The sequence below is a fragment of the Bacillus sp. EU52 genome (genome assembly GCF_037964975.1).
In the GTDB taxonomy this organism is placed as follows: domain Bacteria; phylum Bacillota; class Bacilli; order Bacillales; family Bacillaceae; genus Bacillus; species Bacillus subtilis.
Map to the genome: position 1 here is coordinate 2,076,632 of NZ_CP150177.1, position 14,825 is coordinate 2,091,456.

A 14,825-nucleotide genomic window follows, 5' to 3' on the forward strand; every position below is an offset into this window, starting at 1 on the left:
AAAAACGCTTCCAACGATATTTTACCACTGTTTGCAATTTGATTCTACCTTGATTGTTCACAAAATAGTAAAAAACCTTTATAAAAAACAAAAAATTTAATCATTCGAAAAAACAAACGCCAAAAAGCATAGGATTAAGGGCTATCCTATGCTTTTATGAAGCAGTTTTTTCAGCAGCGGATACAAAACATCCGGTAGCTGATCAACATCCGGGACAAATATACTGAATTTTCCGTACATATCCTGGATCGTCTTCATTTGCGATTCTTCTATTTCTGAGTTGGAGAGAAAAACATTTATCACTTCTATTCCTCTTTTTCGGGCTTCGATAACCGCCTCACTTGTATCGACGATCCCATTTTGTTCGTAGCCAAATGCGGCCGGCTCTCCATCTGAGAAAACAATTAAGAACTTTTGCGCCTCGCTGCGATGCAGCATTTTTTTCGTCATCTGCCTAATTGCGTACCCGTCACGGTTATCTTCTTCTGGCTCAAGCTGCATAATGGCCGGTCCAGAATCTTGTCTTAATGATGATTGGAAGGGAATAACCGTATTGAAATAGTTTGGCTGGCTTGTTTCGGTTGCATCATTTGTGTCCTCCCAGAAACCGACAATCTGATGCGGAACCGCTACCGATTTCAGCGCTTCGTGAAACAGCACGATTCCTCGTTTTGTTTCGTCCATTTTGTCGAACATGCTGGCGGAACAATCGACCAGCAATGTAAAAACTGCGTCAATTTCTGAAGACGGTTCTTGCTTTTTGTAGAACAGGCGCGGATTTCGCTCAGTGAAGTAACGAAGAAGCTTATTGTTCAGTCTCCCGGCATGAAGATCTGTTCTCGGCAATGTTTTTTTATGTTCAAGTGTTTTTTGAATCATTTGTTTCAAACGCTTTTGATACGATTCAATCGTTTTTGCCTGCTGTTTATAAGAAAGCTCTTCTTCACTGGTTGCCGGCTGCGGTTCTTTATAAATTGGAAATGCATATTTATTTTCTTTGCCGTCAGCCGTACCCGCTCCGTTCGGCTGGTCTTTTTGGGACTCCAGCGCTTCCAGCTTGGAATAGTCTTTCCGTTTCGTTTGTCTGGCTGATCCTTGAACAGAGCCAAGGGCCTGATCTCCATCGTCGCCTTCCCTTGAAGCATCTTTTCCTAAATCTGATTTTGCGCCGTGTTCAATATCAAATTGAAGGAAGCTTTTAGACGGTGCTTCTGTTTCCCGGTGCCATGTCGGCATTTCTTCTTCATGGATATCCTCATCACCGTCTGATTTTTTTGGAAGCGTGATGTCATCACTCAGCTTCGGCGCTTTTTTCTCCTCTTCAAATAACGGCTGTTCTGCAGCTTTTGCGTAGTCAAGCTCAGGCAAGAAGAAGTAGGTGTTCAACATGTCTTTATCGAGCACCTCTTCAAGCCCATCCATGAGGTCCTCAACAATTTTCAGAACCTGCCGTGTCGAATCTGCTTCATACACACGCAAGAGCTGCTGCTCAATAAACGGGCGCATCAAATCGATATCTTCACGCATGGACGGAAGGGTCTCAAGCGGCGATTCCGCTGTGAGCTTGACATAGATCGCGCAAAAGAGCGCATCGGTAAAAATGCTTCGTTCCAAATTTAAGGTCAGCTGGGTTGAGAAATGTTTTCTGTACATGTCTTTTCGCTTCGCAAATACATGTTTCGTACCCGGGCGCTCACGTTTGATGCATTCTTCGATCCTAATGTCTTCAAGCAGCATAAAGAGCTGCTTGGCAAAACTTTTAAACGTAAGATGGCGATGGATATCATTCAAAAAGTTCGCAAACTCATGCAGCGAGCTATATCTTGTTCCGATTGAACGCAGGTAGACGTCGCTTTTCAGACCCGCTTCCATGTCCTCAGCTGCCCTGTCTTTCCAAAAGTGGCTCATATAGATTTTCTTTTCAAATGGATTGTAATAGGACTGAACGCCGTACTCCACTTCTACCGCTTCACTCTTGGTGAGTGTTTTGGCCAAATCAGTCAGCATCATAAATAAAAATGAATCAATTGTGCTGTCGTTAAATTTGATAAATTTCATCGCAGCCTCCTCATTCAAACAGAGTTTCTGCAATATTTCGAACGGCCGCTTTTTCCCGATCATCATCAAGCTTTTCTACAATTCCCCGCTCAATGGCACGACGCGGCGGAATATAAGCAGCTAAATCACATGTATCGATTAAAGCTCTGATGGATGCCGCTTCTTCAGACACCTGTCCGTTATTGGCCTGAACGATCAAGTCAGAGGAAAGCGTGATAAATCTGTCAATCATTTTCTCATCTTTCAGGGCTGACTGAGACATGAGAACTTGTTTCAGCAGCTCGCCTTTAATATAAGGCACATCAATGATGACAAAACGGTTTTTCAACGCTTCATTCAGAGGAACAGTTCCGACATAGCCTTCATTGATGGCTGCAATGACTCCGAAACCGCCTTTAGCCCGAATGACCTCGCCTGTAAACGGATTTGTCATCATTTTTCTGTAATCTAATACACCGTTTAAAATAGGCAGTGTTTCCGGCTTCGCCATATTGATTTCATCTATATAAAGAAAATGGCCTTCCTTCATTGCCTTTGTAACAGGTCCTGAAACAAACTCGATTGTTGCCTGGCCAGATTGATTTTCAATCGTTTTATAACCGACCAATGCCTCAGCGTCCAAGTCGACTGAACAGTTGACGCTGTGCATCGGTTTATGAAAATAGCTGGACAATGTTTCTGCCAGCTTTGTTTTTCCTGAACCTGTAGGCCCTTTCAGCAGGACATTTTTCCCCATGGCTAATGCAATAATGGCGTCAAATAAAATGGCTTCATCCTCCGCCTCATAGCCTGATGTTCCTATAAGCGATTGAAACTCTGGGGAAATAGGCTGCTCTTTATATGATAAAAGCTTTTGTTGTATATCTTCCGGCAATGTTAAGTGCTGTAGTTGAGTTGTCATAGACAGATTCCCTTTCCTATTCATATTCCATTAACGAGTATACTAAAAAAGCCCCTGTATGCTCAATACAAAAGGGCTTGGATGATATTACTGCTTCTCGTTATTTCCCAATAGGGCTCCGCAGACAATACGCGCACCGGAATTGCCGCTTGGGTTTGTCAGATAATCGTCCGCTTGTTCATGAATAATAAATGCACTTCCGTCCTCATCGAGAATATTTAGTTTACTTCCTTTTTTCAGTGAAGTGTCAGGCGCATTCATTATGACATCTACCTTTCCATCAGCACCGACTTCAAGGTTCGGCAGATCTCCGGCGTGATGCCCCATCGGATTATTGAAGCCGTGTTCTTTGTTCAGCGGATTAAAGGGACCGCCCGCTGATTCAAAATCCGGCCTGACACAAGAACCTTTCTCATAAATATGAAAACCGAGAGAAGCACCTGGACGCAGGCTGTTTGCGGAAATATGAATATCGAGGCCTTCATCGTCTGATTCTTTGATCTCTATAAAACCGACTGCTCTCCCTTCACGATTGACCAGCTGGACATGATGACCAAACGCTGACGTTTCAACCACTTTTTTTTCCGGCACCCGGTTAGGAGGGTCTGGAGGTTTTTTTTGTCCGCATCCGGCAACTCCCAGTGCCGTCAGCATCATCAACAGCAAGAGACGGTGCATACTGTCTCCCCCTTGTTTTTTCTAACAGTGTGGTCAATCATTGTCTGGTATAAACAAAAAAGCCTATAAAAGGCTTTTTGTCATACTCATTTTTAAAAATAACTTCTTGCGCCCAAGTACCGCTGTTTCCAATAAGAATTGCTGAGATTGGAAATGTCGACGCCCGATGAGCTTGCATGAATAAAGTCACCGCCGCCTAGATAAATCCCCATGTGAGATGGGCCGGATTTATAAGTGGTAAAGAAGACAAAGTCTCCGACTGACGGCTGGCTGACCTTCTGCATGACATTCCAATATCCTGCCGTACTCAATCTTGATATAGATGATACATTATTAATAAGGTAATAAATGAAGCCGCTGCAATCAAAACCGGCAGGCGTGTTTCCGCCCCATCGGTAAGGCACTCCGACATATTTTTTCGCTTCCGTTATCATTCTGTCAATCTTCGAGCCTATTTGAATGTTTGACCCTGAGTTATCTTTTGGCTTTGTTGGCTTTGTCGGATTTGAAGGATTAGATTTTGATGCTCCCGAAATAGTCAGAACCTGCCCGATTTGCAGCACATCAGATGATAAATTATTCTTATCACGGATGCTTTGGACAGTGACTCCGAGCCGATTTGCAATTTTCCACAGCGAATCGCCTGCTTTTACCTTGTACGTCGTTGTTTTTGAGGGATTGGAGTTTGACGGCTTTTTTGAACCGCTGTTTCCGCTCTTCGGTGAGCTGCTTCCTTTTATTTTGAGCACCTGTTTAGGGTAAAGTGTATCTGATGTTAAGCCATTTAAGGTTTTTAATTCAGCTACAGTCATATTTAAGCTGTTTGCGATTTTCCACAGTGAGTCACCAAGCTTGACCGTATATGTACTTTTTGAAGAACCTGAAGAATTGGAACCGCTGTTTTTCTTTGATCCATTTGATCCGCTTGAACTGCTTGTCCCTTTGATCTTAAGCTTTTGCCCCGGACGAATCAGGTCACTGCTCAGGCTGTTTAAGCTTTTAAGCTCAGAAACACTCATTTTATGATTTTTAGCAATCATCCATAGGGAATCACCATATGCAACTGTGTATGTTGATGTTTTGCTTGAATTAGATGGGGATGTCGTGCTTTTTTTGCTGCTTTCAGGAACCTTAAGACTTTGTCCGACATAAAGCACCGTTGATTTCAATTTGTTTTCGGATTTCAGAGCTGATATTGTCGTATCATACTGGCGGGAAAGTTTCCAAAGAGAGTCACCGCTTTTTACTTTTATCGTTTTTGCTTCCGCGGGTGCTGCGGCCATCGACGACCCAACAACTGCAGAAACAGCCAAGCCGGCTACAATCTTCTTTTTCATTCATTCAACCTCCTAAACTGTTTTTTTGCAAAAACAGCTAGTATTTTGTTTCCAAAAATGGCACACAACTGTTTTATCGTCAATTTTTCAGCAAGTTAAACCCTTTTCAAACATTTGGCGCAGCATTTTCAGCATCGTTCGACCTTTAAACCTTCAAATAAACATCTAACATTTTACATAAGCACGATATGTTTTTCGAAAGTCTAAGGAACTATTTAAGCGAGGGTAAAAATGATGGTTTTCTATTGATGAACGAAGCAGTTTCTCCTCCTTTCTTGTCTATTTTTCTAATCAATTCTCTATCGGCGTGTCAAATCCCTCTTATGAAATGGCAAAAAGCCTGTTCTTTCGATAAGAACAGGCTTTTACACTATGCGTTTGCTGATTGAGTTTTTTGTTTTACAGCTTCAAGAATGCTATCGGCCGCTTTTTTAGAGCCGCCTGCCGCTTTCAGTGATTGTCCAATTTCTTTTGCCTTTTCAGCATACGAACGATTATTCATTACATCTTGTATCGTCTCTTTCAGAAGGCTTTCAGATAATTCTTCTTTTTTTAACACTTTTCCTGCGCCGACTTTTTCCACCTGATCTGCGACAACAAATTGGTCGCCTCCCATCGGAATGACAACGAGCGGGGTTTCAAAATACAAACCTTCACTTGTGCTGTTCATTCCGCCGTGTGTCACAAATAAGCTGGCTCTTTTCAAGATCTCAAGCTGAGGGACATACGGGCGTACAATGAAATTCTCCGGAATGTCGTTTAACTCACTTGTTTTAATATGCTTGCCGATAGAAAGCACAACTTTACCGTCAAAGTCCTTACAAACTTCAAGGCATTGATTAAAAAACTGCTTTTGATTATTAAAAATGGTTCCCATTGAAATAAACAGCACGTTTTCATTGTCAATCTGATCAAATGGGAAATCATTGTTTCCGGCTCTTTCTGTAATGGAAGGACCGACAAATACATATCGCTCGCCAAATTGCTCAGCCAGTGGCTGAAATCCCCTTGATGTAAAGACGATTGTCAAGTCACCATCAGCTAAAAAAACATCAAATGGCTTCTTGATCTCTGCTTGAAAATCAGCATTTAACGTTTCTGCAAGCTGCTGGTATGATTCATAATGAGGCGAATCTTCTAGTGATCCTTTCATGTAAGCTCCCATCATTTCCTTCGCAAATTCCTCATTCATCGCAAAGGTTGTACACAATGAAAATCTTGGCAGCTTCAGCATGTTGGCAATGACTTTACCCGCGAGAAGATGGTGATCATATATGACATAATCATACGATTCATGTTTGACTTCCTCATAAATATGAGTCGCGATATCCTTACAGGCTTTCAAAAAAGCGCAGAGCATTTCTGTGAAATCTCTTTCTTCATCGCCGGTTGCGTTTTTCCCGAAGTAATCTCCTCTGAAATCATGATACTCACGAAACTCAATATCAAGAGCTGTGATTTTTTCTTTATATTCCTTCACTGCGTAGTACGTAATGTTTTCTCCCCGGGATTTCAGCTCCTTCATCACACCGATAGAGGGATTAATATGCCCTTCACCGGGGAAACCGATCATTAATACATTTGCCATGCGGCAGCACCCTTCCTTTGAAAATTTATATAATATTTTATACGGTACTATAAATACATAAACAGGTAAAGTATTTCACTTGATTAATATTCATCACATATAACTTTTCTACCAGTTTATATTCCCTGTCTTCAAGACAAAAAGCATTCAGCTAGAAGCGAATGCTTTAATAAAGATACGAATTCAGTCATTTTGTCTCATGATAGGATTCTTAATCAGGCCCTTTTTATTATTTTTACGTTCTTGGTGAAATTAACGGATATAATACACCGTCTTTGGCAAACGACATCTTCCCTGTTTCCTCTGAAACCACGAGCACCAGTGCATCCGTATAGCCCGACATACCGAGAGCCGCCCGGTGCCGGGTTCCCAAATGGATATCCACTTCCTTCGTCGTCAGCGGGAGCACATTGGCTGCTGACACGAGTTTGTTTTCCCTCACTAATAAAGCGCCGTCATGAAGAGGGTTTCCGGGAAAAAAGATGCTTTCAATTAATGAAGAGCTGATCTCGGCGTGTAGGGAGGTGCCTTTTTGAATAAAATGTTCAACCGGGTCTGCTCTTTCAATCACAATTAAAGCTCCATGCTTATGTTCCGATAAGGCTTTAATCGCCTTGGCCAGCTCAATAAATGCCGGCGTAAATTCCTCAATGTATGATTGCAAATAAAAGGAGGATGCAATCCCCTGCATGTCCTGAAAAATGTGCCCTAATTCATCTAATTCACAAAGGAGACACTGGTCTTTTTCGTGAAGCGTTTTCAAGATTAGAGATGCATCACCTAATATTTGCTCTAGGTACACCTGTATTTTCTCCTTGAACGCATTTTCTGATATCTGCTCATAGCGCATAATCTTCATCTCCTGTTCAAATTTCCAACTTTTCACGAATGCTTATCTTATTGATGCACATTCTATTGGTAAAGGAGGGATGTAAAGAATGGAAATCGAAAGAATCATTCAGTATATTTGCACCTTTTTAGGCGTGATTTCGCTTTCTTTTATTTATGCCCAAATGTTTAGAAAAACGAAACCAACAAAAAAAGAATAGGCCCGGCGTTCATTGCTTTTTATACATAAAATGTTATAATTTCTCTCGTTATGAAAAAGAAACGGAGATCAATGTATGAAAGAAACTCAAAACGCCCGGGAAAAAATCAAACAGCTCTTGCACATTTTAATACCGATATTCATTACCCAAGCGGGGCTTTCTCTAATGACTTTTCTAGATACGGTGATGTCAGGGAAAGTCAGCCCCGCTGATTTAGCGGGTGTCGCGATTGGCTCAAGCCTTTGGACCCCTGTTTACACAGGACTTGCAGGTATATTAATGGCGGTCACCCCGATTGTCGCTCAGTTATTAGGCGCAGAGAAAAAACAGAAGATTCCCTTTACTGTTTTACAGGCTGTATACGTGGCCGCGCTTCTTAGCATCGCCGTTTTAGTGATTGGATATGCTGCAGTTGACCTTATTCTTGGCCGATTGAACCTTGATATTCACGTGCATCAGATTGCTAAACACTTTTTAGGCTTTTTATCACTGGGAATTTTCCCTTTATTTGTTTACACCGTGTTAAGATCATTCATCGACTCATTAGGAAAAACGAGAGTCACCATGATGATTACACTCAGTTCTCTTCCAATCAATTTTGTATTGAATTATGTATTTATCTTCGGGAAGTTCGGAATGCCGGCACTTGGGGGTGTCGGCGCGGGGCTGGCATCCGCTTTAACTTATTGGTGTATCTGCATCATCAGTTTTTTCATTATTCATAAAAACGCACCGTTTTCTGAATACGGGATTTTCCTTACCTTGTATAAGTTCTCTTGGAAAGCATGCAAAAATTTGCTCAAAATCGGGCTGCCTATTGGGTTCGCCGTGTTTTTTGAAACGAGCATTTTCGCAGCTGTCACGCTTCTCATGAGCCATTTTCATACAGTGACCATCGCGTCCCACCAGGCAGCCATGAATTTTGCGTCTCTTTTATATATGCTGCCGCTCAGCGTGTCCATGGCTCTAACAATTGTTGTCGGGTTTGAAGCGGGTGCAGCCCGTTTTAAGGATGCACGCTCATATAGCTTAATCGGCATCATGATGGCGATCGGCTTTTCTTTGTTCACTGCCGCCTGTATCCTTTTATTCAGAGAGCAAATTGCGGGCATGTACACTTCTGACCCCGATGTGCTCCGGCTGACACAGCACTTTTTAATTTATGCGCTATTTTTTCAGCTTTCCGATGCTGTTGCCGCACCGATCCAGGGAGCACTCAGAGGGTACAAAGATGTGAACTATACGCTTGCGGCCGCTTTTGTCTCTTACTGGGTCATTGGCCTTCCGGTCGGTTATATGGTCGGTACGTTTACAAGCCTCGGTGCATTCGGCTATTGGATTGGATTAATAGCAGGACTCGCCGCCGGAGCAGTTGGGCTGTTTTTCAGGCTGGCAAAACTGCAAAAACGTTATTCGCAAAAACAACACTTTTAAAAGAGGTGATCAATCATGGCAAAAAACAAAAAATTATTCGAGTATCTTTCCCAGCATGCGGAAACCATCAGTTCAACGTGGTATGAAACAATCGAGGAGACTGATCCCAATTCCATTTATGCCTCAACAGATCCTGTTGTCATTCACAATTTAAAGAGCCAGAATCTTGCCTTTAACTATAAAATAAACCGTATTTTTATAGATGATGAGGACGTATACTTGCCTATACTGAAAGAATGGGCCTTTGAAGTCACACAGGATCAAGAGCATTTAAAAACTCCTATCCACTATATTATTCGGGAGTTTGTCAGAGTGAGAGATTTATATGTTTCCTATGTGAAAGAATTTGTCCATCTCAATCAGAATACTGTGAAAAGCGAAGAAGCCGAAGACCTGTATCACGCCCTTATAAAAGCGTTTGATCTTGTGATTCATATTTTTATAGAAGAAATGTACAAAAACACAAGCCTTCAGCTTCAGGCCCAAAAAGATATGATTACTGAATTGAGCGCTCCGGTCATCGTGCTGTTTCACAGCGTCGGACTGCTGCCTTTAATCGGAGATATTGATACAGTCCGCGCCAAGCTGATTATGGAAAACACACTGCATCAATGTGCGAAAAAAAAGGTGACACAACTGTATATTGATTTGTCAGGAGTAGCTGTGATTGATACGATGGTTGCCCATCAGCTGTTCAGTCTGATTGAGGCGCTTCGTTTAATCGGTGTTTCTTCAACTTTGTCTGGAATCCGTCCGGAAATCGCGCAAACAGCGGTTCAGCTAGGTTTGTCTTTCGAAGGTATTTCCTTGAGATCCACTCTCGCTTCAGCAATTGCATCGGACTTAAAATTAAAAAAGGTATAAGGCTTAAGGCCTTATACCTTTTTGATTAATCATTCCATTGATACGTCCAATATATTTCTTCTTCAAACCATGTTGCCATAACAGGTTCATTATTTTTCAATTTCTCTTCAAGCTCTCTGAGCATGCCTTCTGTTTGTGTGCGGTGAGCTCTTAACGCATTCATTTTAATATCAGCTACTTCTTTGATATCAAGCACGACATCAGCTTCGCCGAGAACCTCTTCTCTGTTGCGGGTAATGGCCATGCAGATTGTACGCGGACGGTCTTCTTTCTTTTTGCGATATAATGCACGGATAACCGCTTCCCCGCATGCATCATGGTCAGGGTGCACACCGTGTCCGGGATAAAATGTGACAATTAAACTTGGTTTTACATCATCTATGATCTCTTCCATGATATCAGCTAAATACTCATCGTCTTCAAATTCGAGCGTTTTGTCACGGAGTCCAAGCATACGAAGGTCATTGATATCCATTTCTTTGCAAGCATTGATGAGCTCTTGTTTTCTTAGCAGCGGCAACGTTTCCCGATTCGCGAAAAATGGATCGCCCATATTTCTGCCCATTTCACCTAAAGTGGCGCAGGCATACGTAACGGGAATGTCTTTTTTTCTGTTTAAGGCAATGAGGCCTGCCACTCCATATGATTCATCATCAGGGTGAGGCAGGATTACTAGTACATGTTCTTTCATTATTATTCACCCTTTTCTTTAAACTGTGAACGGTTTTTCGCTGATTTGCAGAGAAATAGCCAGTTTACCGCCCGGCAGGTGTCCCGCCATTAATAAACGGTTTTCTTCATCTACCGTGTATTCAGTCAAGCCTTCAGCATAAATCCAGCCTTCTTCTGTTTTCAAGCCAACGCGGTAAGGCCCGTTGCCTTTGATTTTTGCCTGATGATAAGTAACTTTTGCATTGCGAATATACGCAACAACCGTCATGTTCTTTTCATTTAAGTGCGCTGAATAAGAACCTGTGGTGGTTTCTAAATGGATATATACAGGGCGGTCCGCATATCGTTCTAAAGATGCTTGCACATCTTCTTTTATGATCGCTTTCATGATTGCTCCCCTCTTTCTTCTTTTAAATACTCTGCACGTTCTGTATGTAATTTGACCAGCTGATATTTCACAGCCGGTTCGAGCTGTGAATTCACAACGCGCTGAATCGCGGCAAAATATTTTTCCAGCATCGGTTTTCGGAGTCTTGGATGTGTTCGTTTATCCAAGAGCTCAAGATCAATCGCCTCTGCTACCGCTTCTGCGTCATCATGTGCGAGAGATCGGTTATTCCAAAGTGAAGCATAGGCTTTCACTATCTCTTTATCATTGTCCATCGTCTTGCTCCTTTATGTCTTACATACATGAAATGATTATACATAATATATGCATCAGCTGAAAAGCCAAAGGCCTCAATGGCTTTTTGACGCCCGTTTCCACTTCACTTGTGAAAACGTAAACAAGATCAGCGCAGCCCATATACAGCTGAATGTAAAAGCCTTCGAGCTTGAAAATGGCTCATGGTAAACAAACAGCCCGATCAGAAGGGTAATGGTCGGCGCAATATATTGTAAGATACCGACTTGATACAGTGGCAGCCGTTTCGCTCCTTCCGCAAACAATAAGAGCGGCAAAGCCGTAAACACACCGGCCAAAAAGAGAAGCAGCCACGTCCCTCCGCTTTCTGCACCCGCTGGCTGAATATGTCCGCTGAACAGCAAATACCCCAATGCAATGGGCATAATCATGAATGTTTCCAGCGTTAAGCCGATGGCGCTCGGCAGGCTTGTTCTTTTTTTGCTTAACCCGTACAGCCCAAAGCTGAATGCAAGCAGAAGCGCAACATAAGGAATGGAGCCGTATTGGAACGCCGAGATGATGACACCGGCTGCCGCAATCGAAACGGCCACTAATTGCAGGCGATTCAGTTTTTCCTTTAAAAATAAAATCCCAAGGAGCACTGATACAAGCGGATTAATGTAATAGCCAAGACTAGCCTCAAGCAAAAAGCCATGGTTGACAGCCCATATGTATACAAACCAGTTGATCGAAATCAGGATAGAAGCAAGAAATAAAGAGAGGATCCCTCCGTTCTTTTTCAAAGAGCACAGTTCCTGCCATCCTAATTTCCATTGCCGCAAGAAAAAAAGTACGATACACATAAAAACAAAAGACCATATAATACGATGAGCCAAAATATCAAGAGCCGGCAGCTGTTCGAGAAGCTTCCAATAGAGCGGAAACAGGCCCCACATGATAAAGGAAACGGCTGTGTAAATAACGCCTTTTTTTGTTTCTGAATATTGCATTTATATCCCTGCCTTTCTTTAGAGCATCTTATATTATATCACGTGAAAGATCTGGCGGGCATATACTATTTTGTCCGTGAAGAAAGGATGTGAAGACAATGTTTGAGTGGAACAAGTACTTTCCTTTCCACAATCAATTTTCTAAAGAAGCATTAAAAAAAGCTGATCCGAAAGAAGTTGAAACGTATGTCAATCGTGTGATGGAAAGTGTGTTCGGCAGTGATTATGCGGCTCAATTTCCTTTCCGCGATCCTCTCCCCCAAAAAGAACAGCCCGCCAAACCTGATGCAAAACCTGATGTCAAACCTGATATTGATATATTCGAAACTGCAGACCATGTGTTTGTAAAGGTGCCAATCAGCGAAGAATGGCTGGAACAAGTGAGAATCAAACACACATCTCACGAATTATGGTTGGAAAACTTCCCAAGAGCAGATCATCCGAAAAAAGTAAATCTTCCTTGTTTAGTCAAACGCAAAGGAACAAAAGCCGTCTATAAGGATGGCCTTCTGGAAGTCATGTTTCAAAAACAGCAAGACTACAATATGTCCGAGGTAGAAATCATCCGATAAAAAACGGCCTGCAATCGATGCAGGCCGTTTTTATTAATAGAAGCCGGGATATCCCCCGTATGGCACGCCGGCACCAAAACCGTACGGTCCGCCTCCGTATCCATAAGGGCCAGGAGGATAGGCATAGGGACGAGAATAGTTAAACAGCGCACTCCCGAGAAAACCGCCTAATAAACCGCCGACTAGAGGAGCGCCAAACAAAAAAGGACTACGCGCCGGATATCCGGCTGGACCTGGGATTCCGCGTAAATACGAATGATGAGGGTACATGATTTTTTCCTCCTTTATGTCTGCCTATACGTAAAGTATTCAGTAAGGAAGAAAAACGATTGGGCTACGGACTGTCTATGATTGTTACATCACAAGCCCTGCCAATAACACACAGCCGAGCCCTGTAACCGAAAGAACTGTTGTAAGCAGCGTCCAGGTTTGAAATGTTTCTTTCATGCTCAAGCCGAAAAATTCCTTTACCATCCAAAATCCTGCATCATTTACATGACACGCAATGACACTGCCGGCTCCTGTTGCAAGCACCATTAACGCGGGGTTTACACTGCCAGCCTCCATAAGCGGAGCTGCCATTCCCGCTGTGGTAAGCGCAGCCACGGTAGCAGAGCCTAGACACAGACGCAGAACCGCGGCGATGGTCCATGCAACGAATAGCGGCGACATGTTTGTTTGGCGGAAAAAATCAGCGACATAATCGCCGACCCCGCCGTCAATCAGCACCTGTTTAAACGCTCCTCCCCCTCCTATGATGAGCAGCATCATCGCAATTTGCGAAATTGATTCTGAAATAGATCTGCTGATTTCCTGCATAGATATTTTACGGGCATATCCCATCGTATAGAGTGCAAGCAACAGCGAAATGAGCATTGCCGTTCCCGGAGTGCCGATAAATTCTATAATGTCTTTTCCTTTTGAATGTTCATTCAATAATAAAGAAAAAACTGTTGCCATTGCCATAAAGATAACCGGGAATAAAGACGTGACAGCACTGATCGCAAAGCCCGGTGTTTCATCCAGCTGAAATTCTTTCCTTGGTCCTAACCCCGATAAGTTTCCATGCTTTTGATACGCACCAGGAAAACGTTTCATCGCAAATTTATTAAATAAAGGCCCGGCAATCACAGTTGTCGGAACAGCGATGATGATTCCAAAAAGCAGCACCTGGCCAATATGAGCACCGTATGCAACTGAGATAGCAGTTGGAGCAGGATGCGGGGGCAAAAATCCGTGAGTAACATTTAAGGCGGCGGCCATCGGGATTCCCAGATACAGAAAAGGCATTTTTAATTCTTTAGCAATCGCGTAAACAATCGGTATCAACAGAACAAGACCCACTTCAAAAAACAGCGCAATACCGATGATAAAAGAGGCAACTACAACCGCCGCCTGTATTCGTTTCCTCCCGAATTTGTCAATCAGCGTAATGGCAATCCGGTAGCCGCCCCCAGCATCAGAGACAAGCCTCCCAAGCATCGCGCCAAGTCCAAACACTAAAGCTAAATGCCCCAGCTGCCCGCCAATTCCAGTCTCAATTGAAAGAACAATTTTATTGATATCCATTCCAAGTCCGATGGCTACTAAAAATGAAACGACAATCAGTGAGACAAAGGTATTTAATTTTACTTTAATAATGAGAAATAACAGAATCAGCACTCCGACAGCTACAATTAAAATCGGCATGGAAACCCCTCCAAAAGTGTTTTATATGATTCTCGCGACATTGTTTCGGCGCTTTTCATGCCTAGATGAATAGAAAACGCTTTCATTTATAAATAACAACGTCTTGGTTATATGATTGTTATCTTTTGATCAACTAATATGTTCATACTAATCTCCTAATCAATGACTGTCAATCGTTTTTATGAGCTTGTCTCGATTATCTACCGCCTAACCTATGATTCATTAGTTATATATTGATTAACTTTTGGTTATATGTTATGTTTTTTAAAGTTGACTGCAAATCATTATATCTCTCCATTGTCTGAAAGCAAACGAGACAATATGAGAACAGACGGATAACAACTTCAC

Annotated in this window: 15 protein-coding genes; 3 read left to right on the forward strand and 12 right to left on the reverse strand. The window is 42.5% G+C overall.

Annotation, left to right across the window (positions count from 1 at the left end; genetic code table 11):
* Window positions 1-141: 141 nt before the first annotated feature.
* The 6 genes from NSU05_RS10340 to cdaS form a co-directional block, all read right to left on the reverse strand.
* The gene (locus tag NSU05_RS10340; protein ID WP_038429136.1) at window positions 142-2,058 is read right to left on the reverse strand and encodes a nitric oxide reductase activation protein NorD; all 1,917 of its coding nucleotides are present in this window, start codon (window positions 2,056-2,058) and stop codon (window positions 142-144) included.
* 10 nt (window positions 2,059-2,068) lie between these two features.
* Window positions 2,069-2,983, reverse strand: coding sequence for a MoxR family ATPase (locus tag NSU05_RS10345; protein ID WP_082098080.1), 915 nt, complete (start codon window positions 2,981-2,983; stop codon window positions 2,069-2,071).
* Window positions 2,984-3,046: 63 nt separating this feature from the next.
* On the reverse strand, window positions 3,047-3,637 hold the full coding sequence (locus NSU05_RS10350) for a superoxide dismutase family protein (protein ID WP_038429140.1): 591 nt from the start codon (window positions 3,635-3,637) through the stop codon (window positions 3,047-3,049).
* Window positions 3,638-3,729: 92 nt separating this feature from the next.
* On the reverse strand, window positions 3,730-4,974 hold the full coding sequence (gene cwlS, locus NSU05_RS10355; protein WP_038429142.1) for a D-gamma-glutamyl-meso-diaminopimelic acid endopeptidase CwlS: 1,245 nt from the start codon (window positions 4,972-4,974) through the stop codon (window positions 3,730-3,732).
* Between the two features lie 370 nt (window positions 4,975-5,344).
* On the reverse strand, window positions 5,345-6,562 hold the full coding sequence (locus NSU05_RS10360) for a macrolide family glycosyltransferase (RefSeq protein WP_003231222.1): 1,218 nt from the start codon (window positions 6,560-6,562) through the stop codon (window positions 5,345-5,347).
* Window positions 6,563-6,797: 235 nt separating this feature from the next.
* Window positions 6,798-7,421, reverse strand: coding sequence for a cyclic di-AMP synthase CdaS (gene cdaS / locus NSU05_RS10365; protein ID WP_082098093.1), 624 nt, complete (start codon window positions 7,419-7,421; stop codon window positions 6,798-6,800).
* A 265-nt stretch (window positions 7,422-7,686) separates the two neighbouring features.
* Between cdaS and NSU05_RS10370 the strand changes: the two genes are divergently transcribed.
* Together NSU05_RS10370 and rsbRC are read left to right on the forward strand one after the other, a co-directional pair.
* On the forward strand, window positions 7,687-9,045 hold the full coding sequence (locus NSU05_RS10370; RefSeq protein WP_038429146.1) for an MATE family efflux transporter: 1,359 nt from the start codon (window positions 7,687-7,689) through the stop codon (window positions 9,043-9,045).
* A 15-nt stretch (window positions 9,046-9,060) separates the two neighbouring features.
* On the forward strand, window positions 9,061-9,909 hold the full coding sequence (gene rsbRC / locus NSU05_RS10375) for an RsbT co-antagonist RsbRC (RefSeq protein ID WP_003231216.1): 849 nt from the start codon (window positions 9,061-9,063) through the stop codon (window positions 9,907-9,909).
* Window positions 9,910-9,934: 25 nt separating this feature from the next.
* On the opposite strand, the gene bshB2 is transcribed toward rsbRC, so the two are convergent.
* From bshB2 to rarD, 4 genes are all read right to left on the reverse strand, one after another.
* Window positions 9,935-10,600, reverse strand: coding sequence for a bacillithiol biosynthesis deacetylase BshB2 (bshB2, locus tag NSU05_RS10380; RefSeq protein ID WP_003231215.1), 666 nt, complete (start codon window positions 10,598-10,600; stop codon window positions 9,935-9,937).
* Window positions 10,601-10,618: 18 nt separating this feature from the next.
* On the reverse strand, window positions 10,619-10,969 hold the full coding sequence (locus NSU05_RS10385; RefSeq protein ID WP_003231213.1) for a YojF family protein: 351 nt from the start codon (window positions 10,967-10,969) through the stop codon (window positions 10,619-10,621).
* Window positions 10,966-11,244: a hypothetical protein gene (locus NSU05_RS10390; protein ID WP_038429148.1), complete on the reverse strand. Its 279-nt coding sequence runs from the start codon at window positions 11,242-11,244 to the stop codon at window positions 10,966-10,968. The genes NSU05_RS10385 and NSU05_RS10390 overlap by 4 nt, the downstream gene beginning before the upstream one ends.
* A 75-nt stretch (window positions 11,245-11,319) precedes the next feature.
* Window positions 11,320-12,216, reverse strand: a complete 897-nt coding sequence (gene rarD / locus NSU05_RS10395) for an EamA family transporter RarD (RefSeq protein ID WP_038429150.1) — start codon at window positions 12,214-12,216, stop codon at window positions 11,320-11,322.
* 98 nt (window positions 12,217-12,314) lie between these two features.
* On the opposite strand from rarD, the gene gerT reads away from it, so the two are divergent.
* Window positions 12,315-12,788: a spore germination protein GerT gene (gene gerT / locus NSU05_RS10400; protein ID WP_015383878.1), complete on the forward strand. Its 474-nt coding sequence runs from the start codon at window positions 12,315-12,317 to the stop codon at window positions 12,786-12,788.
* A gap of 33 nt (window positions 12,789-12,821) precedes the next feature.
* Here the strand turns inward: gerT and NSU05_RS10405 are convergent, their stop codons facing one another.
* A complete protein-coding gene (locus NSU05_RS10405) occupies window positions 12,822-13,058 on the reverse strand; it encodes a hypothetical protein (RefSeq protein WP_004399366.1) in 237 nt (78 codons plus the stop codon).
* Between the two features lie 84 nt (window positions 13,059-13,142).
* Complete coding sequence (locus tag NSU05_RS10410; protein WP_038429153.1) at window positions 13,143-14,477, reverse strand: gluconate:H+ symporter; 1,335 nt, start codon at window positions 14,475-14,477, stop codon at window positions 13,143-13,145.
* Between the last annotated feature and the right edge of the window lie 348 nt (window positions 14,478-14,825).